We start from the raw sequence: 17,316 nt of genomic DNA, 5'->3' as shown, positions 1-17,316 counted from the left end.
GACAGGTCCGGTCTTGGCTTCCATCTTTCACCAATCTTCGCAGAGTACGGCCTTCGCCCTGCGTTTTCGCCGCATGGTAGGTTTACAAGTATGACTGATGAGTTCGTCGAACCGCTGGGGCCAGCCTCCACTACCACTTCCTGGGCCAACCCTGACAATTTAGAGAAATGGTACGAGCCTATGAAAGGCAAGGTCGTCTTGGCTGCGACCCCTATAGGGAACATCGGGGACGGGTCCGCCCGTCTGGCCGCCTTGCTGGAGATGGCAGACGTCGTTGCCGCCGAAGATACCCGTCGTCTCTACGATTTGGCCAATCGTATGGGGGTGAAGGTCTCGGGCAGAGTCGTCGCTTATCATGACCACAATGAGCGGGTTAAGGCTTCGGGGCTTTTGGACCAGGTGGAGCAGGGGGAGACCGTGCTGGTCGTGTCCGACGCCGGAATGCCCACCATCAACGACCCTGGATTGGCCATTGTCCGGCAGGCGATTGACCGTGGCCTTCCGGTCACCTGCGCTCCTGGCCCTTCAGCGGTCCTTGACGCCTTGGTCTTGTCCGGCCTGCCGACGGACCGCTTCTGCTATGAGGGTTTCCTTCCCCGCAAACACAGTGAACGTATGCAGGCCTTGCGGTCTTTGAAAGCTGAGATGCGCACCATCGTGTTTTACGAGACCCCTCACCGCATAGGAGAGTCCATCCAGGATTTGGAAGCGGTCTTTGGTCATGATCGGCCCATGGCTTTGGCCCGTGAATTGACGAAGGATTATGAGGAGGTCAGGCGGGGCCCGATCGCGGGTATCAGACGAGGCGTTGAAACCGACCCGCCACGAGGGGAGATCGTCTTGGTCATCGCAGGAGCCAGCATCGCGGAAGCCGCGAGCGCTTCGGCCACCGTCCTGTCCCTCGCCGATTTGGCCCGGCTTTCCTTTGAGCGCTCGCAAGAGGGAGGGATGAAAGTGAAAGAGGCCATAGCCCAAGTGGTCTCCGAGCATCCTTTGCCTGATGGTTCTTTGCCGAATCGCAAAGAGGTCTACAGCGCCGTGCTCGCCCTCCAGGGGAAGGAATGATTCCCGTCGCAGGCGGCTAAAGGCCCAGAAAATCAAAAAGAAGATCAAAGCAATCCTTGACATGAGGTCCTCCTAATTGAGAGATGCGCTCCAACAACCGGGTCGAAGCGTGTGGGTTGGCTATGATCCAACAACGCAGATCCGGCCGGTTCTCGGCGATATAGGTCAGCACCTCTTCCCGGTCGCTGCTGGCTGCCAGATAAGCGGTCAGTTTCAGCGGTGGCGGGGGCGGCTGAGGAAGGGAGGGAAGGGGATCTAACTGGAACCCGTCATAATCGGAGAGCATGCCTGCGCTCGGTTCCCTGTTGGAGTTGCCATTCGGCCTCCTGCCCCACATCCCTCCTTGAATCTCGTTTGGTCTCCCGCTTGGCCGACCCCTTGGCCTCCTGCCCGATATGATGGCCGCCCGCATCCTGTCCGTCATATAGACCAGTCAAATCCTCCACCTGGTCCCTTCCTTGTGGACCTTCCAAAAGCAAGGTGGTCTCCCTGGTCTGTTCCTTCGCCGGGCGAAGGCGCATATGGGCCTGCAGGTTGGTGTTGTGGAAGGCGACCGTGGCGTCGTCATGGCCGGGCCAGCGAGGATTGGCGTCCAGAAAACGCAAGCAATCCTTATGGGTGAAGTCGAAGTCCTGGGCCAGTTTCCCGATGACGGAATAGGCTTTCCCCTCTCGTCTTTCCTTTTCGCCTAAACAGGCGATTTCACAGGCGGTACGCACCGGAGTGGTCAATTTCTGCACCCCGATATGGGCGATGGTTTCATCCGACAGGTAACGGTTGGATACCCTGACCGATCTGCCGAGGATGGGGGAGCGGAAATGGGACGAGGAAATCAAATCGATGACGAAGGGGAAATCCCCTCCAACCCAGATCCATGCGGCCAGCCAGACGCTGGCGACAGTGTTGTAAGGAAGGATTCCGCGGATGATCCGCGCCCGGCCGGGGACGTCGGACGCTTGCGTGGTCAGGAAGAAAGATTGCTCGTCGAGCCGGGTGATGACCCCGGCGTGGACCAACCGGTAGATGCCCGCTTGCCCGCTGATGCCGCAGGTGCGGAATATGGGCGTCCGGCCGCTGGCTACGCTGCCTCTCAACCCGTACATGGTGGGTACGATTTCGGTTCTCATGGGATGTCCTTCCTTCTTCCTTGCGCATCCGGGACGACGGCGCCCCGTCTTCGCAAGGGGTAAATCACAGTGTATCCAGCCAGGCCGGGAAGGCAAGAGGAGGTCAGGAAATTGTGGACAGGGTGGATAAGTCCTGACTTATACCCAGCCGGCGGGTGACGATCCACATGAATCCACCATCCTTGTCCCCAACCATTCGAGCAGGAAAAGTGAATAACTCACCTCATCGAAAAACGCTTGCTTTGTCAGGATTACTAGGGATAATGTGCCTTATGACTCATGTATTAGTAGCTGTTGCCTGGCCTTATGCCAACGGCCCTCGCCATATCGGCCACGTGGCCGGTTTCGGCGTCCCCTCCGATGTTTATGCCCGATACGAACGTATGAAGGGGAATGAGGTCCTCATGGTTTCGGGGACGGATGAGCACGGGACCCCCATTCTGGTCCAGGCCGACGCCGAAGGGGTGAGCGCCCAGGAACTGGCGGATCGGTATAACCGCGTCATCGCCCAGGATTTGTGCAACTTGGGTTTGAGCTACGACCTTTTCACCCGGACCACCACCAAGAACCACGAAAACGTGGTCCAGGAGATGTTCAAACAGTGCCTGAAGAACGGTTACATCTACAAGGGCACGCAGATGGTGGCCATCTCCCCCTCCACCGGGCGTACCCTGCCTGACCGCTATATTGAAGGGACATGTCCGATTTGCGGTGCGGATGGGGCTCGCGGCGATCAATGCGACAATTGCGGCAACGAGTTGGACCCCATCGATCTCATCAACCCCCGCTCCAAAATCAACGGTGAGACCCCGGTCTTCCAGGAAACGGAACATTACTTCCTGGATCTCCCCGCCTTGGCCGAGGCGAATTACGCTTGGCTCAAGACCCGCCAAGGATGGAGGACCAACGTCATCAACTTCTCTCTGGGACTGTTCAACGAGGTGGAGCCTCGTGCCATCACTAGGGACATCAATTGGGGCATCCCCATCCCAGTGGATGGCTGGATCGATAACCCGAATAAACGGCTTTACGTCTGGTTCGACGCCGTGATTGGCTATCTGTCCGCCTCCATCGAGTGGGCCCGACGCCAAGGGGACCCGGATTTGTGGCGTCAGTGGTGGAATGACCCCCAATCCCCGGCTTACTATTTCATGGGGAAGGACAACATCACCTTCCATTCGCAGATTTGGCCTTCGGAGATCCTGGGCTATAACGGTCAAGGCAGCAAAGGAGGCGAGCCGGGCGAGTTCGGCGAGCTGAACATGCCCACCCAGGTGGTAGCCTCTGAATTCCTGTCCATGGAGGGCAAGAAATTCAGCTCTTCCCGTGGCATCGTGATTTACGTCAAAGACATCCTCGCCCGCTATCAGGTGGATGCCGTCAGGTATTACATCTCCATCGCCGGCCCGGAGACGTCAGACTCCGATTTCACTTGGGCTGAATTCGTCCGCCATAACAACGATGAGCTGGTTTCCTCGTGGGGCAATCTGGTCAACCGCGTGGCCGTGCTTTTGCATAAGAATTTCGGTCAGATCCCCGCCGTCGATCCTTCCGATTTCCAGGAGGAGGATAAGGCCTTGCTGAAGATGACCGAAGAGGGGTTCGCCTCCGTGGGCGGCCTGATTGAGGATCATCGGCAAAAGGCGGCCCTGACAGAGGCCATGCGCATCGTCCAGGAAATCAACAAGTACATCTCGGCCACCGAACCGTGGAAGGTGAAGGACGATCCCGCCCGTCTGGCTGCGATCTTGTATACATCCGCCCAGGCCGTGATGGATGCCAACACCATGTTGGCTCCTTTCCTGCCGCATTCTGCCCAGAAGGTGTATGAGACCTTGGGCGGCACCGGGACTTTCTCCCCGCTTCCGCATGTGGAGGAAGTGACCGATTTGGATGATCCTGATTTCTCGTACCCGATCATCACCGGAAACTATAGACTGGGGGAGACCGTCCATGCCTGGGAACGGGAGGAACTCCGGCCAGGTACTCCCATCGCCAAGCCCAGCCCCCTCTTCCAGAAGATCCCTCCCGAAGCTGTGGAGGAGGAATTGGATCGGTTCGAAAAGGAGCTATCCGCCCGTCAAGCCAAAGAGGAAGCCCGGTTGAAATCGGAGCAGGAAAAGCTCACCCGGAAGGATGAATAGCCGCAAAAGCCCTGCGAATGATCCGCGAATGATTCGAAAGGGGAGTTCTTAGGGCTGTTTTTTACAAAAAGGGCACAATTCCCAGCGATTTCTCAGGAACACACAGGGAAAGCCTTAAGGATTGGGCCCTTTAATAATAACTACCAACCTGATGTTGGTTAAGAGATACCCACTCTTAATAATTGAAACCTTTCTTCTCTCCTTCTCTCTGATAGCCCGGTCTAGCGACCGGGCTTTTCTTTTCTCCCTCCCCGTCTCCCGGACCGTATTTGATTGTCTGACGGTTTTGCTTCTAGCGGTATTCGTTGGAAGATTTGCGTTTTTTCGCCTCCTTTTCATCCTTGCGGACTATGATGTGTACTAGTCATGCAGTAAAATGTATGATATTGCTCAACTGGCTGTGGCTTGTTTCGAGAAATTGAAGAATAACCATCCCATCCCGCAAAGGAATGAATGATAGCCAGAGCTTGAGTCGCAGGCATAAGGAGGACTCTTGAAGGATAAAAATCATAGAGAATTCTTATCCGGGAAGTGGGAGAAGGTGATTTTGGCCTTGGCCGTGTATGCCTTGCTTTCCGTCCTTTTCCGGATCGTCGTCGATATGCCTTTGGTGGATTCCCTCTTGATCGCCGCCTTGGCGGCCGCCGCCCTCACCCTGAGCGTCGTGGAAATCAGGCGGGACAAGTGGTTGTTGAAGAAAGTGGGGAAAAGGAAAGGAACTAACCGATGACGGTCGGCCTTCCTTTTCTTGGGCTCGGACAGGTTCTGGGGTGGTTATGATTACCGAATCGGTTCCGCGGCAGGCTCCGACATCGACTCTGGTATTGGTTCGGTGAGCGGTTCGGTCTTCGGCTCCTCCGCCAAAACTTCAGATTCAGATTCCCTCGGTTCTTCCTCTCCCTCCAGCGCCGCTGATTCCAGAACCTCTGGCTCTGTTCCCTCTGGTTCTTTCGGCCCCTCCTCTTGAAGGAGTGCCAAACCCGTTTGACCCTGCAGGTCCAGGCCGTTGTTTGGATTGTCGCCCAGATCGTCGCCTGGGTTGCCGTCCAGGTTCTTGCTGAAATTGTCGCCTGAATCATCGTCCAAGCCATCGTCCATCCGGGCGATATGGTACTGGTACTGCTGAAGAAGCGTATCGTAGGCGTGCTCATCCAAGACGCTATGCATGCGGGGCACATCCCAAGGCTTGACAGTGATCGTATGGGGCTTGGTCATGTGCAAGGTCGTGGTGAAATGCCGCAGGATCGTATCGGGCCTTGTTTTGATTTGCTCGTTGAAACGGCGGGGGAGGACCCTTCGCTTACGGGCCAGGCGGTTGATGGCGGTCTGGTCGCACAGGAACATCCGTTTGCGGGAGCAGAGGTCGCGGCACTTGGCGAACAGACCCGTCTCACGGATGTAGGGCATGTTGAGGAGCAAGACCCCGGAGTTCAGGTAGCAGAAGGGTTTGGTGAACCAATTGGCGGTGGGGAGGATGAAACCGAAGTGGTCGGGGACGCCGGCGATCTGGCGATTATGCATATCCGCCTGCCACAATTCGCTGGGATCGCTCTTGCAGACCACGTCCGTGTCCAAGTAAAGGATTCGGTCCGGCAGGTCCACCAGATCCGCGTAAAGACGAAGCATGCAATAAGGGGAGAAGCGGGTTTTCAGATTCGCCGTCGGCGGCTGTGCCTTGAACTGTTCGGTCACGTCGATCAGCTCGACGCCGCCCGAGTAAGGCGATTGTCGGACCAGGCGGTCCAGGTAGTCGATGTCCTCCTGCTTTAAGGGGCTCCACTGCTCGCCATCAACGTCGATGGTGGCGGTGAGCACGTGGACGTTCAGCGGAACGGTGGTGTGCTCCAGTAAGGAAAGAAGGGAGATGAGGAGGCCGTCGCGCATATGTTCGTCGCCGCAGTAAAGAAGATCCATAGATTATGCCTTTCTGTAGCGCACGTATTCATAAGTGGACAGCTGAACTCTGTCCATCATAGCCGATGCCACCTGATTTCGAAGAGAAGCGGCCTCGGCGCTCTTCCTCTTGGCCATCGCCTCCGCATCCTGCTTCCGCTTGCCGCCTTCGTTTCCTTCCTTCCCTGCGTTTTCCCCAGAGAGACCCTCCGTCATAGCGGGGTCAGCCAGCCCTTGGGGGAGGAAGGGGCCGTCGATGTAGACGGTCACGCGGGGGAAACGTCCCAAGCGTGGCTTCTGGTAGGTGACCGTGGAGGAGAAGACGGGGAGCCCGTACCGGGCCGGGTAGGAGAAAGACCGGTCGCTGAAGGGACGGATCTTGGTGTAATACGGCCAGACATGGGCCTCAGGATAGATGGCGATGGCCGTTCCCTGCTTGGCCAAGGCGTCCATTTCGCGGTGGAAGCCTTCATGTTCGGCCGGGGTGTGGGGGACGGGCAGCATGTTGGCCCATTCCAGCACTTTCCCGACCACGGGGATGCCGAAATTCGCCTGGCTCATCATGGCCGACACCGGCCGGGGATAATTGATGACGATGGTCAGGGCCACATCCCCGAAAGTCAGGGTATGGTTGCCATAGATGAAGAAGCTTTTGCCCCGGTAAGGCTTGAGCTTTTCTTCGCCGATGATCCGCGCCCGCAGCCGGAAACGGACGTAGAACCAGGAAATCAGGAAAAGGATGGTGTAAGCGATTGAAAAGAAGAAGCGGAAGACCGGACCATGCCTGAACCAGACGTGGTTCTCATTGATCCGGTAGTCTTGATTGGGTGACTCGACCAGGTCGTCCGCCGCCGACTGATAGGTGAAGGTCTTATTCGGCATCCTTGGGGGCTTCCTCAGCTGGGGCTTTCTCAGCCTGGGGTCCATCGGTCTCACTTCCGTTGGCTTCGACCCTGTTGGCAGAGGAGGCGCCGGTCTCACTTCCGTCGACAGGGGAGGCATCGGCTGGAGAGCCGGATTTGCGTTCTTCCTGGTCTTCCCGCCGCTCAGGATGCCAGCCGACGATGTCCGCCACTTCGAAGGGGGCGTCGATGGGCATGTGGAAATGCTCTTCGAAGAAGGCTTTCTTCTGGGCGTCATCGGCCTCGCGCAAGGCCTTGCTCCGTTCCGCCTGGGGAAGGGACATGTCGGGGTAGAGGGTATCGAGCACATGGACCACGTAATGTGTCTTGTCGAACTCCTTGGTGCTCCGTTCCGGTTTGCCGGTATCGATCGCCTCGGTGTAGAGGGAGATGATGGGGACACCCAAAGCGGCGGCGTAATCATAGACCCCGTGACGCCCGGGGCGTGGCCGCCTGTAGTTGAACCACATCTGTTCTTCCGGGTAGATGATGACCGCGTCCCCGCCCTGGAAGACCCGGTTGAGGGCGTCAGGGAAGGTGGTGGAGAGGAATTCGTGGTCCTTGATGATGGGGATGGTGTCGAAATACTTGAAAATCATGCCTACCCAACCGGTCATGCCCAGATTGAGGGCCTGGCTGACCACGAAGGGGCGCTTCCATCCGGCCTTCTTCAGGGTCTTGCGGACGGCCAGGTTCTCCAACGGATTGAAGTGATTCGGGGCCACCAGAACCCCGCCCCCCATGCCTTTGATCTTATCCAGGCCTTCGATGGTGGTGGAATGGCTGAAAATCAGCTCAATCAGGCTCATGACCCCGCGGACGGCATGATTCATGAAATGGAAGCGGCGGGTGCGCATGAACTGGATCTGGTCATCGGCCATTTTGCGGACGACTGCCCTGTCGATGACGGGGTCTTCGGTCTCCACCGACTTGTAAGGCGTCTTGTTCTCGATGGCATGACGAATGTTCATGACCACCTCGTGTTTGTCTCCGCCAATGATCATTCTTGCCCCCGTTGTTCGGTATCCGTCTGCCTTCCGCCATCCCCGCCGATTCAGGCGGGTCCAGACAGGCTTGTCAAGCTCTCATTCTACTGAAAGGGGCAGAAACGCCTGCGGTTTGCCTTATGAACGTCCATGAATATCTATGGATGTCTTCCCAACCCCCCCAACCCGGTCTTCGCTTCCTCCTGATAGGCGGATCGGGTTTTATGCCTGTAGAGATACTCAGGATAGGATCGGTATGGTTTCCCCCTCGGCCTGAGTTGGTCCTCGTGCTGATAAAACCGGCATCAATGATCGACATCAATCGTTAACGAATTTTCACGATCTGAGGGAGCACCATGAAAATCAACACATCCATCACCCAACTCATTGGCAACACCCCCCTTTTGGAATTGACCCATTTGGAAAAGGATAAGGGGCTGAAGGCCTCCGTCTACGCCAAAGTGGAAGCCTTCAACCTGACCGGGTCCACTAAGGACCGGGCGGCCCTCTTCATGGTCGAGGCCGCCGAGCGCGAAGGCAAGCTCAAGCCAGGCTCCACCATCATAGAGCCCACTTCCGGCAACACCGGCATCGCTTTGTCCGCCATCGGCACCGCCAAAGGCTACCGGGTGATCATCGTCATGCCGGACACCATGTCCGTGGAACGCCAGCGCCTCATGAAGGCCTATGGGGCCGAGCTCGTTCTCACCCCCGGGGCCCAAGGCATTTCCGGATCCATCAAGAAGGCCGCCGAGATGCTGGACGAGATTGACGGCTCCTTCATGCCGAATCAGTTCGCCAATCAGGCGAACCCCCAGGCCCATTACAAGACCACTGGCCCTGAGATCTGGAGCGATACCGACGGCCAGGTCGATATCTTGGTGGCCGGTGTGGGCACCGGCGGGACCATCTCCGGGGCAGGTCGTTATCTGAAGGAGCAAAACCCGCAGGTGCGCGTGGTCGCCGTGGAGCCCGACGCTTCCGCCGTCCTTTCCGGGGACAAGCCTGGAGCCCATAAAATCCAAGGCATTGGGACCGGCTTTGTCCCGGAGGCTCTCGATACCTCCGTCTATGACCAGGTGGTCCGCGTGACCAACGAAGATGCCTTCGCCACCGGGGCCGAGCTGGGCCGAAAGGAAGGAATCCTGGCTGGCATCTCTTCCGGGGCGGCCCTGAAGGTGGCTCTGGACCTGGCCGCGGGTCCGGCGAATGAAGGCAAGAAGATCGTCGTGGTCCTGCCTGATTCCGGCGACCGGTATCTGTCCACTGCCCTTTTCGCCGGCTGACGGGGGCTCGGGTTTTAAGCCGGGTCAGTCTTATTGGGTTATTAGGCGCTGAATTCGGCGTGATTATGGGCGCCAAAATGGGTTAAGCCGGTAAGATGAAACAGGTGTGAAGTCCTGATCGGGGACTGTGGGGTGATTTATGTTGACATGCGCGAACGGAACCGTCAATGATACCGAGAAGGTCAGCCAAGACGAGGATCTTGGCCGGCTGCTGGATCGGATCAACGCCATCGATGCGTCCGCCTTGGACACCCCCATCCCCGTTCCGGACCGGAAAAGCACGGTCGTCCTGCTCAAGCTGGTGCAGACCGTCCTCCTTCCCCGCTTCTACCGGTTCAAGGATTGGGATCAGGCCCGTTCTTTGCAAGAGCTCTCTCACCGTCTGGAGAACCAGATTCGCTTGGCCCTCCAGCTTCAGAAGAGGGATTGCTCGTCCTGCAGGGAGAAAAGCCGGGTCTTTCTCGAACAGCTGCCCCGGATCAAGGCCGAGGTCCTCACGGACATCCAGGCCATCTACGAAGGCGACCCCTCCGCCCCCTCCCTGCAGGAGATCGTCATCTGTTATCCGGGGTTTTACGCGACTTTCATCTATCGCATCGCCCATGTCCTTTACCAACTGGACGTCCCCTTCCTGCCGAGGATCATGAGCGAATACGCCCACGAAAAGACCGGGATTGACATCAACCCCGGCGCCCGGATCGGTACCAGCTTCTGCATCGACCACGGGACGGGGATTGTCATCGGTCAGACCGCCCGCTTGGGCGACCACGTGAAGCTTTACCAGGGGGTGACCCTCGGCGCCCGGTCCTTCAAGCGGGATTCCGCCGGCGCCGTCGTCAAAGGGGGGAAACGGCATCCGAATGTGGGCTCTCGGGTGACTATCTACGCCAATGCCACCGTTCTGGGGGGCGACACGGTGATCGGGGATGACTGCGTGATCGGGGCCGATGTCTGGGTGACGCATTCCGTCCCGGCCGGTCAAAAGGTCCTGGTCGGCCAGAAAAATTCCTCGAGATTGTGACACGCCGACAAAATCCGCTTGATTTTGTCCGGCATTTCTGTAGTATTGAACATGTCAGTATTGCTGACCAGGTTTTAAGCCTGATAACTGAACCCTTCTTCTCTCTTCTCTCTCAACCCCGGTGTTTCTCCACCGGGGTTCTTAATTGTTGGCCGGATTCCTGTTCGCAGCCGAACTCAAACCCAAGACCCAAGCCGCGTCCGAACTTGAGCTTCCAGCTGAGCTTCCGAGCTCAATCCAAAGGGAGGGGCAAGTAGGGGGATAGGTCGTCTCGGGGGCCGACGGCGCCGATGCGTCCGGCTTCCTTCTCTTCCTGCCAGGTGGTGATTCCACAGGCGAGGCGGAGCCAGACGGGAGGATCCACCTCAATGACGTCCGGAGGGGTCAGATTGTGGGGATCGCTTCTGGGCCCTTCCAGGATCTTGATCGCCCCGAAGGGGGCGACGCGCAATTCGACTCCCGGCCCGGGGACGAGCTTTTCCATCAGATATAGGGAATAACGCACGGCCATGGCGTAGTCCCGACGAGCCAGGGGCGGGTCGATCAGCAGACGCTCGTCCAGACTTTTCGGGTATCGTTTTTCTTCTCCTTCCTGCCAGCCGGCTTGATGCCTGGCTTCCCTAGCCCAAGCCATCAAAGCCTTCTCTCCTTGAAGGATGTCGGAATTCCTGATTACTGCCATGCCTTGATTCTGGCACGGGGAGGGCATAAAGAGGAAATAAAGAGGAAACGGTGAAGGGGCTGCGACGGATGCGACTTGGCCGGCTTGCCTTGTGCTTATCTGCATGTAATATATAGTGAGCGTTTTAGAACGTGAAAATCACGGGAATACCGAGAAAAAGCACGGTCTGATGGAATCGCGAGAAAGCCGACCGGGCCCCAGGGCCAGGGCGGAAACGATGGGTGGAAGCCGCAGATGGTAAATGACCGGTTCCATCCAGCCTGCTTACCCACCGGGCCAGCCCCTAGGCGGGGGACCGGGAAGACAGAGGCGACGAGCTACTGCCATAAGGACCCAAGGTAGATAAGGTCAGGCATAATGGAGTGTGTTAACGACAGAAGGAAAAATTGTTATGACACAAATGACTGCGCCTCATGCCCCAATCACCGCTGAGGCTTTTGCAGATGAAATCCGTAATTATTTGCTCACCGAGCAAGGCGTGACCCCGCAAGAGGCGACCGTCAAGGATGTCTATGTGGCCACCGCCAAGGCGACCCGCAACCATCTGGTACCCGCCTGGGCCAAGACCAGGGCCGACATGGTCAAGGGGAACACCAAGGCGGTCGGCTATCTGAGCGCAGAATTCCTCCTGGGCCGTCAGCTGCGCAACAGCCTGCTCGACGCCGGCCTGAGCGAGCAGTTCTCCAAGGCCATGGCCGAGCTGGGCTTCGACGCCAACGAGGTCGTCTTCTCCGAACCCGAACCCGGTCTGGGCAATGGTGGTCTTGGCCGCCTCGCTGCCTGCTTCGTGGACTCTTTGGCTTCTTTGGGGGTGCCCGCCTTCGGTTATGGCATCCAGTACCAGTACGGCATCTTCCGTCAGGAATTCGATGATCAGGGCCGCCAGTACGAGCGGGCCGATTATTGGCTGACCAACGAGAATCCTTGGGGGCACACCGATTACAACCGCGACGTGCGCGTGAACTTCGGCGGGTCCGTCCAAGAGAAGGATGGCAAGCGGGTATGGGTCCCCGACTGGTCCGTCCGCGCCATCCCCGTGGATTACCTGGTTCCCGGCTATGAATCCGGCCGGGTGAACACCCTGCGTCTGTGGACCGCCAAGGCCTATCACGAGATCGACCTGCGCACCTTCAACCGCGGCGACTACTATGGCGCCGTCCACAACCAGATCCAGGCCGAAGACATCACCAAGATCCTCTATCCGGAGGACTCCACCCCCCAAGGCAAGGAATTGCGCCTGCAGCAGCAGTACTTCTTCGTGTCCGCCTCTTTGCACGACGCCATCCGCACCTTCTATCCCGGCCAGGAGAAGCCTGATCTGACCACCTTCCCCACCAAGATCACCTTCCAGCTCAACGACACCCATCCCGTGATCGGCATCCCCGAGCTCATGCGGATCCTCATGGATGAGTACGGCTATGATTGGGACACCGCCTGGGACGTCACCACCCGTACCTTCAACTACACCTGCCATACCCTCTTGCCCGAGGCCTTGGAAGTGTGGCCTGCGGACCTGATAGGCAAGCTCCTGCCCCGTCATCTGGAGATCATCAGGAAGATCAACGAGAACTTCGTCAAGCTTCTCTCCTCTTTGACCGACGACCAGGCCAAGATCGATCGCATGCGCATCGTGACCGAAGGCGACAACCAGCAGGTCCGGATGGCTTACCTAGCCACCGCCGGCGGCTCCCACGTGAACGGCGTGGCCGAACTCCACTCCCAGCTGCTCAAGGACGTGACCCTGCGCGACTTCAACGACCTCTTCCCCGCCAAGTTCACCAACGTGACCAATGGCGTGACTCCCCGTCGTTTCGTCCGCATCGCCAACCCTCGTCTGTCCGACCTGATCACCGAAGGCCTGGGCACCGACTCCTGGGTTTCCGACCTGTCCAAGCTGGAAGGTCTGGTTCCTTTGGCCGATGACGATGAGTTCGTTCATCGCTTCGCCGAAGTCAAGCGTGCCAACAAGCGCGACTTCGCCGCCTTCGCCAAGGAACGCTACGGTTTCGAAGTCAACCCCAACACCATGTTCGACTCCATGATCAAGCGTCTGCATGAGTACAAGCGCCAGTCCTTGAAGATCCTGGCCGTCATCTCTCGCTACGCTTCCTTGAAGTCTGGGCAGACCAAGCTGGAGGACTTCACTCCCCGCACGGTCATCTTCGGCGCCAAGGCCGCCCCCGGCTACGCTTTGGCCAAGGAGACCATCCAGCTGATCAACAACGTCTCCCGCGTGATCAACAACGACCCCGAGGTGGAAGGCAAGCTCAACGTCCTTTTCCCATGGAACTACAACATCGAGCTGGCCCAGAACCTGATCCCCGCCACCGAACTGGATGAGCAGATCTCCCAGGCCGGCAAGGAGGCTTCCGGCACCGGCAACATGAAGTTCGCCCTCAACGGCGCCTTGACAGTGGGTACTTTGGACGGGGCCAACGTGGAAATCCGCGACCGGGTGGGCCATGAGAACTTCTTCCTCTTCGGCATGACTGTGGATGAGGTCGAGGACCTGTACGCCAAGGGCTATGACAAGGGCATGAGCCGCCAGTACTACGAGTCCGACCCCCGCCTCAAGCAGGCCATCGACATGGTCGCTGACGGCACTTTCTCCAACGGAGACAAGTCTACCTATCAGAACCTGGTCAATGACTGGCTGAACAAGGATTACTTCATGACCCTGGCTGATTTCAGGGCCTATGTGGGCATCCAGGCCGAGATCGAGAAGACCTACGCGGACGAGAAGACCTGGTTCCGCAAGGCCTTGCTCAACACGGCCCGTTCCGGCTACTTCAGCTCCGACCGCTCCATCGCCGATTACCTGGAGCGCGTCTGGCTGACAGGTCCTCTGCCTGAGGACGAGAAGCTCAAGTCCCGCGAGGACTAAGGCTTCGTAAGGCCAACAAGGCTAAGTTTTCCTCAGTTATAGCAAGGGAACTTGTAAACAGGGGGGAGGAACCCGGTATCAGAGCCGAGCCCCTCCCCCCTCGTTATTTTTCGTTATTCCTATGTGAATATCACCGATGTGAATATCGAGCCTAGGCGAAGGCGCCAGGCAGGCGCTGCCGCTCATCCAGCTGGGCGACTTGGGAGGCATCGGCCGCATAGAAAGCCGCCAGGTCCTTCCAGATCTTGGCCAGGGCCTGTGGGGCCGTGTAGATCATGTGGCCGGAGGGGTAGTAGGTCAAAGCCACGTTCGCCCGCAGCGGCTTAGGCAGGCCAAGATGGTCGATGTCGTACTCCGTCTGGGACATAGGCGTGCACAGGTCGTACCAGCCGTTGCCGATCAGTACCTTGAGCCCTGGCTCGTGGCTGATGGCGCAGGCCAGGTCATCGATCACGCGGGGGAAGGGGACGAAGCTCGAGGCCAGGGCCTTGGTGACCGAGGAATCGGGCAGGGTGTGGTGCCAGTTCCAGGATTTGCCGGGCTCGGTGCCGCCCAGGTCGAAATCGGCGAAGCCCCGACGCAGACGGTGGTCCTTGACCCCCAGCTCTTCCCGCAGGTAATTCTCACAGGCGGAGGTGTAAGCCGGGTCCAGATAGGCGTCGTCGGCGGCGTAGGTCTCCTCGCTGCGAGCCGGATCCAGGTCATAGCCGGTCACGCGGCCATCATATACTCCGACCACCTTGTCTTCCTCGTGGAGGAGCTCCTTGCTGAACCGTTCCATAGGAACCCGCAGGTTGTTGCGCTTGACGTAGTCCTCGCTCAGGCCGGTCAGCTGGGCGTAGTCATGGGCCACCTTATCCAGGTCTTCGGAGCTGAGTCTGTCTCCCAAGGCCAGGGCCTTGCTGTATTCGCCATTCGCGAATTCACGGGCCTTCTGGATGAAGGCGGCCGCGTCTTCCCCGGCCCCGGCCTTGCCATGGTAGTGGGCGGTGGCGGCGAAGGTGGGGAAGTAACCGATGTAAAGCTGGTCGTCCCCGCTGAAGGTGTGGGCGTAATCCAGGATGTTGGAGATGAGGGTGACCCCGGTCAGGGAGGCGCCATCCACTTGCATCTTCAGGGCCAGGGCGGCCCCGCGGACGGTTCCGTAGGATTCGCCGAAGAGGTACTTGGGCGAATTCCAGCGGTGGTTCTTGCTGCACCAACGGCGGATGAACTGGCTGAAGGCGGCCACGTCCCCGTCCACGCTCCAGATCTCCTTCTTGGCCTTGTCCGCCACGTCGGAGAAGCCGGCCCCGGGGGCGTCGATGAAGACCAGGTCCGAGAAGGGGAGCATGGAGTAGTCGTTGTCCACTACCTGGTAGGGGGCGGACAGGCCTTGGGCAACTTCGCCGGTGTCGATCCGGCGGGGGCCGAAGGACCCCATGAGCAGGAAGGTGGTGGAGGACCCGGGACCGCCGTTGAAGATGAAGGTGACGGGGCGGGTGGAATCGCTCTTGCCGCTTTCGTCCACCTTGACGAAGTCCACATGGAAGACGGAAGCGGCTGGTTTCACTTCTTTCGTTTCCACCCAGATGTTGCCGCAGACGGCGTCATAGCTGACTTGCTTTCCTTGGATGGTGGTCTTGTGACGGCTGACGGTCTCGGCTTCGTCCGGCATACCGTTGTTCTTCTGGGTTTGGTCGCTTGGCCTTGCTTGGTCTCCTTGCGGGATCTGGCCTTGCGGGGTCTGTGTTTTCTGGTCCACTGCGTCTTTGTCTGGCATGGATTCCTCGATTCTGTCTTATTGGTTCCTTATTGGTTCAGTTGGTCTCTTGATTCGGTCGATTCGTGATTTTTATCTTTTTAGCTGGTCATCGGCTTGTCGGTTGACGGTTAACGGCTCATTGGCTAGTATCTTGCCGGTTCATTCAACTGATCCCATCCTGGTGTTTCCGATCCGCTTAAAGGAAAAGCCCGGGTTCGGCACCTGGGCTTTTCCTCTGTGATAAAGGTTGATAAATGTGAAAAGACGTATACAGGAAGAAGACTGAAGGGTTTACTTCTCGTCGGCCGCAGCCTCGGCTGCTTCAGCTTCCTCATCCGCGGCGTCCTCATCCTCATCCTCATCGGTGAGACCGAGGTCTACAGGAGACGAGCTGTTCTCCCATGGTTCTTCCCACGGGTCATACTCAGGGTTCTGTTGCTTGTAGATGTAAAAGCCGACCAAGCCTGCGAGCAAGGCGCCGAAAACCAGTGCAAAAAACTTCCAGCCGTTTCCTGACTTGTGATCGTCCATAATGGCTCCTTTCGGTTTAAGACGCGCATGACCTGCCATGGCATCGTTGGTATTCATTCTATGCTGAAATTATGGGAAAGTGGTGACAACACGCCGTCTCCGGCCTGAGAATTTTTCCCAGGGGCTATTATCACCGGTATTTCAGGCGTGTCCCGGCGTGTTGCGCTCCTGAAACCAGAGCGAAGCCAGGGTGTTGCAATCCTGATATAGGATAGAGGCATGGCTTATAACGGAAACCAGAATCCTTTCGAGAACCCCTCGGGCCGCCCGCGCAAAAGCAAGGACGAACGCCGCCAGTCTTTCCGCGTCCGCCGCAGGAAGTGGCTCTACGAATGGCGCAATGGGGGGACCAACATGACGGTGATCCTCATAGCCTTATGCGTCTTCTTCTGGCTGATCGCCGGAATCCTCTACTTTACCAACCGGCCGGCCTTGGCCGTTTACGAAAGCGCTTTCGTGCTCCGGTCCGACCAGTCCCTGGCCCACCCCTGGACCCTGCTGACCGTCCTCTTCATGCATTCCATCGACATCTCGCATATCTTCTTCAACATGGTCTCCCTTTATCTGGCGGGCCTGTCTTTGGAGAGAATGCTGGGGCACTGGGAATTCCTCGCCCTTTACCTGGTCTCGGGCTTGGGGGCTTCGGTCGCCTTCCTTTTGTCCGCTTTGGCCTCGGGGCCTAGCTCGGCTGTGGCCAGCATGATTGGCGCCTCCGGGGCCATCTTCGGCCTGTTCGGGGCCATGGTGGTGACCGCCTTGAAGAGCCCCGGCCGGCAGAACGCCTGGAGCATGGTGGTTTTCCTCGGTCTGATCCTCGTCGTCCCCATGCTTTTTGGCTCAGGCGTCGCCTGGCAGGCTCACTTGGGCGGCTTCGCCGTGGGGGCGCTTCTGAGTTGGCTGATGACGGACGGGGTCCCCTCTTTGCGGGGGAAGTCCATCGGATTCAGGATGGGGCTGTATGGGGGCGGCATGGCCCTGCTCTTGCTCGCCATATGGCTGGTCAGGGTCTTGACCATCTGAGTTCGTCGGCTTTTACCGCCTCCCCCATCGT

The 17,316-nt window shown here is 58.3% G+C and carries 15 protein-coding genes; 7 read left to right on the top strand and 8 right to left on the bottom strand.

What is annotated here, in order from left to right:
• Nucleotides 1–90 precede the first annotated feature (90 nt).
• The gene (gene rsmI / locus PSDT_RS07650; RefSeq protein WP_006288487.1) at nucleotides 91–1,065 is read left to right on the top strand and encodes a 16S rRNA (cytidine(1402)-2'-O)-methyltransferase; all 975 of its coding nucleotides are present in this window, start codon (nucleotides 91–93) and stop codon (nucleotides 1,063–1,065) included.
• Between the two features lie 16 nt (nucleotides 1,066–1,081).
• On the opposite strand, the gene PSDT_RS07645 is transcribed toward rsmI, so the two are convergent.
• Together PSDT_RS07645 and PSDT_RS07640 are read right to left on the bottom strand one after the other, a co-directional pair.
• Nucleotides 1,082–1,351 (bottom strand): variant leucine-rich repeat-containing protein, encoded by a 270-nt coding sequence (locus tag PSDT_RS07645; protein WP_006288488.1) that lies wholly within the window; start codon nucleotides 1,349–1,351, stop codon nucleotides 1,082–1,084.
• On the bottom strand, nucleotides 1,335–2,192 hold the full coding sequence (locus PSDT_RS07640; RefSeq protein WP_006290009.1) for a hypothetical protein: 858 nt from the start codon (nucleotides 2,190–2,192) through the stop codon (nucleotides 1,335–1,337). The genes PSDT_RS07645 and PSDT_RS07640 overlap by 17 nt, the downstream gene beginning before the upstream one ends.
• A gap of 272 nt (nucleotides 2,193–2,464) precedes the next feature.
• Here PSDT_RS07640 and metG point away from each other — a divergent pair, with 272 nt between their 5' ends.
• Together metG and PSDT_RS07625 are read left to right on the top strand one after the other, a co-directional pair.
• Complete coding sequence (gene metG, locus PSDT_RS07635; RefSeq protein ID WP_006288490.1) at nucleotides 2,465–4,336, top strand: methionine--tRNA ligase; 1,872 nt, start codon at nucleotides 2,465–2,467, stop codon at nucleotides 4,334–4,336.
• A 493-nt stretch (nucleotides 4,337–4,829) separates the two neighbouring features.
• Nucleotides 4,830–5,066: a hypothetical protein gene (locus PSDT_RS07625; protein ID WP_006288491.1), complete on the top strand. Its 237-nt coding sequence runs from the start codon at nucleotides 4,830–4,832 to the stop codon at nucleotides 5,064–5,066.
• 50 nt (nucleotides 5,067–5,116) lie between these two features.
• On the opposite strand, the gene PSDT_RS07620 is transcribed toward PSDT_RS07625, so the two are convergent.
• Genes PSDT_RS07620 through PSDT_RS07610 form a run of 3 tightly spaced genes read right to left on the bottom strand, consistent with a single transcriptional unit; the run spans nucleotide 5,117 to nucleotide 8,102 of the window.
• Nucleotides 5,117–6,250, bottom strand: coding sequence for a glycosyltransferase (locus PSDT_RS07620; protein WP_006288493.1), 1,134 nt, complete (start codon nucleotides 6,248–6,250; stop codon nucleotides 5,117–5,119).
• Between the two features lie 3 nt (nucleotides 6,251–6,253).
• Nucleotides 6,254–7,111, bottom strand: a complete 858-nt coding sequence (locus PSDT_RS07615; RefSeq protein WP_006288494.1) for a lysophospholipid acyltransferase family protein — start codon at nucleotides 7,109–7,111, stop codon at nucleotides 6,254–6,256.
• Nucleotides 7,101–8,102: a 1-acyl-sn-glycerol-3-phosphate acyltransferase gene (locus PSDT_RS07610; RefSeq protein ID WP_223293511.1), complete on the bottom strand. Its 1,002-nt coding sequence runs from the start codon at nucleotides 8,100–8,102 to the stop codon at nucleotides 7,101–7,103. The genes PSDT_RS07615 and PSDT_RS07610 overlap by 11 nt, the downstream gene beginning before the upstream one ends.
• A gap of 371 nt (nucleotides 8,103–8,473) precedes the next feature.
• Here PSDT_RS07610 and cysK point away from each other — a divergent pair, with 371 nt between their 5' ends.
• Together cysK and PSDT_RS07600 are read left to right on the top strand one after the other, a co-directional pair.
• Nucleotides 8,474–9,403 (top strand): cysteine synthase A, encoded by a 930-nt coding sequence (cysK, locus tag PSDT_RS07605; RefSeq protein WP_006288496.1) that lies wholly within the window; start codon nucleotides 8,474–8,476, stop codon nucleotides 9,401–9,403.
• Between the two features lie 139 nt (nucleotides 9,404–9,542).
• Nucleotides 9,543–10,424 carry a serine O-acetyltransferase gene (locus PSDT_RS07600; protein WP_006288497.1) on the top strand — a complete coding sequence of 294 codons (882 nt, stop codon included), beginning with the start codon at nucleotides 9,543–9,545 and terminating at the stop codon, nucleotides 10,422–10,424.
• Nucleotides 10,425–10,656: 232 nt separating this feature from the next.
• Here the strand turns inward: PSDT_RS07600 and PSDT_RS07595 are convergent, their stop codons facing one another.
• Nucleotides 10,657–11,106, bottom strand: a complete 450-nt coding sequence (locus PSDT_RS07595; protein WP_006288498.1) for a sterol carrier family protein — start codon at nucleotides 11,104–11,106, stop codon at nucleotides 10,657–10,659.
• A gap of 391 nt (nucleotides 11,107–11,497) precedes the next feature.
• Here PSDT_RS07595 and PSDT_RS07590 point away from each other — a divergent pair, with 391 nt between their 5' ends.
• Entirely contained in the window at nucleotides 11,498–13,990 is a 2,493-nt protein-coding gene (locus PSDT_RS07590; RefSeq protein WP_006288499.1) for a glycogen/starch/alpha-glucan phosphorylase, read from the top strand.
• A gap of 151 nt (nucleotides 13,991–14,141) precedes the next feature.
• Here PSDT_RS07590 and PSDT_RS07585 read toward each other — a convergent pair whose 3' ends face one another.
• Entirely contained in the window at nucleotides 14,142–15,752 is a 1,611-nt protein-coding gene (locus PSDT_RS07585) for a S10 family peptidase (protein ID WP_006288500.1), read from the bottom strand.
• A gap of 273 nt (nucleotides 15,753–16,025) precedes the next feature.
• The gene (locus PSDT_RS07580) at nucleotides 16,026–16,265 is read right to left on the bottom strand and encodes a hypothetical protein (RefSeq protein WP_006291081.1); all 240 of its coding nucleotides are present in this window, start codon (nucleotides 16,263–16,265) and stop codon (nucleotides 16,026–16,028) included.
• Between the two features lie 219 nt (nucleotides 16,266–16,484).
• Between PSDT_RS07580 and PSDT_RS07575 the strand changes: the two genes are divergently transcribed.
• A complete protein-coding gene (locus PSDT_RS07575) occupies nucleotides 16,485–17,285 on the top strand; it encodes a rhomboid family intramembrane serine protease (protein WP_006288502.1) in 801 nt (266 codons plus the stop codon).
• Nucleotides 17,286–17,316: the final 31 nt, after the last annotated feature.

This window comes from Parascardovia denticolens DSM 10105 = JCM 12538, assembly GCF_001042675.1.
Lineage (GTDB): Bacteria > Actinomycetota > Actinomycetes > Actinomycetales > Bifidobacteriaceae > Scardovia > Scardovia denticolens.
The sequence above is the reverse complement of the archived record's forward strand: the minus strand, read 5'-3'. Positions and strand labels throughout refer to the sequence as shown.

Bases quoted from the DNA above. Each gene is read 5' to 3' on its own strand.
- rsmI (WP_006288487.1), top strand. From the start codon at position 91: ATGACTGATGAGTTCGTCGAACCGCTGGGGCCAGCCTCCACTACCACT.
- PSDT_RS07645 (WP_006288488.1), bottom strand. From the start codon at position 1,351: ATGCTCTCCGATTATGACGGGTTCCAGTTAGATCCCCTTCCCTCCCTT.
- PSDT_RS07640 (WP_006290009.1), bottom strand. From the start codon at position 2,192: ATGAGAACCGAAATCGTACCCACCATGTACGGGTTGAGAGGCAGCGTA.
- metG (WP_006288490.1), top strand. From the start codon at position 2,465: ATGACTCATGTATTAGTAGCTGTTGCCTGGCCTTATGCCAACGGCCCT.
- PSDT_RS07620 (WP_006288493.1), bottom strand. From the start codon at position 6,250: ATGGATCTTCTTTACTGCGGCGACGAACATATGCGCGACGGCCTCCTC.
- PSDT_RS07615 (WP_006288494.1), bottom strand. From the start codon at position 7,111: ATGCCGAATAAGACCTTCACCTATCAGTCGGCGGCGGACGACCTGGTC.
- PSDT_RS07610 (WP_223293511.1), bottom strand. From the start codon at position 8,102: ATGAACATTCGTCATGCCATCGAGAACAAGACGCCTTACAAGTCGGTG.
- cysK (WP_006288496.1), top strand. From the start codon at position 8,474: ATGAAAATCAACACATCCATCACCCAACTCATTGGCAACACCCCCCTT.
- PSDT_RS07600 (WP_006288497.1), top strand. From the start codon at position 9,543: ATGTTGACATGCGCGAACGGAACCGTCAATGATACCGAGAAGGTCAGC.
- PSDT_RS07595 (WP_006288498.1), bottom strand. From the start codon at position 11,106: ATGGCAGTAATCAGGAATTCCGACATCCTTCAAGGAGAGAAGGCTTTG.
- PSDT_RS07590 (WP_006288499.1), top strand. From the start codon at position 11,498: ATGACACAAATGACTGCGCCTCATGCCCCAATCACCGCTGAGGCTTTT.
- PSDT_RS07585 (WP_006288500.1), bottom strand. From the start codon at position 15,752: ATGCCAGACAAAGACGCAGTGGACCAGAAAACACAGACCCCGCAAGGC.
- PSDT_RS07580 (WP_006291081.1), bottom strand. From the start codon at position 16,265: ATGGACGATCACAAGTCAGGAAACGGCTGGAAGTTTTTTGCACTGGTT.
- PSDT_RS07575 (WP_006288502.1), top strand. From the start codon at position 16,485: ATGGCTTATAACGGAAACCAGAATCCTTTCGAGAACCCCTCGGGCCGC.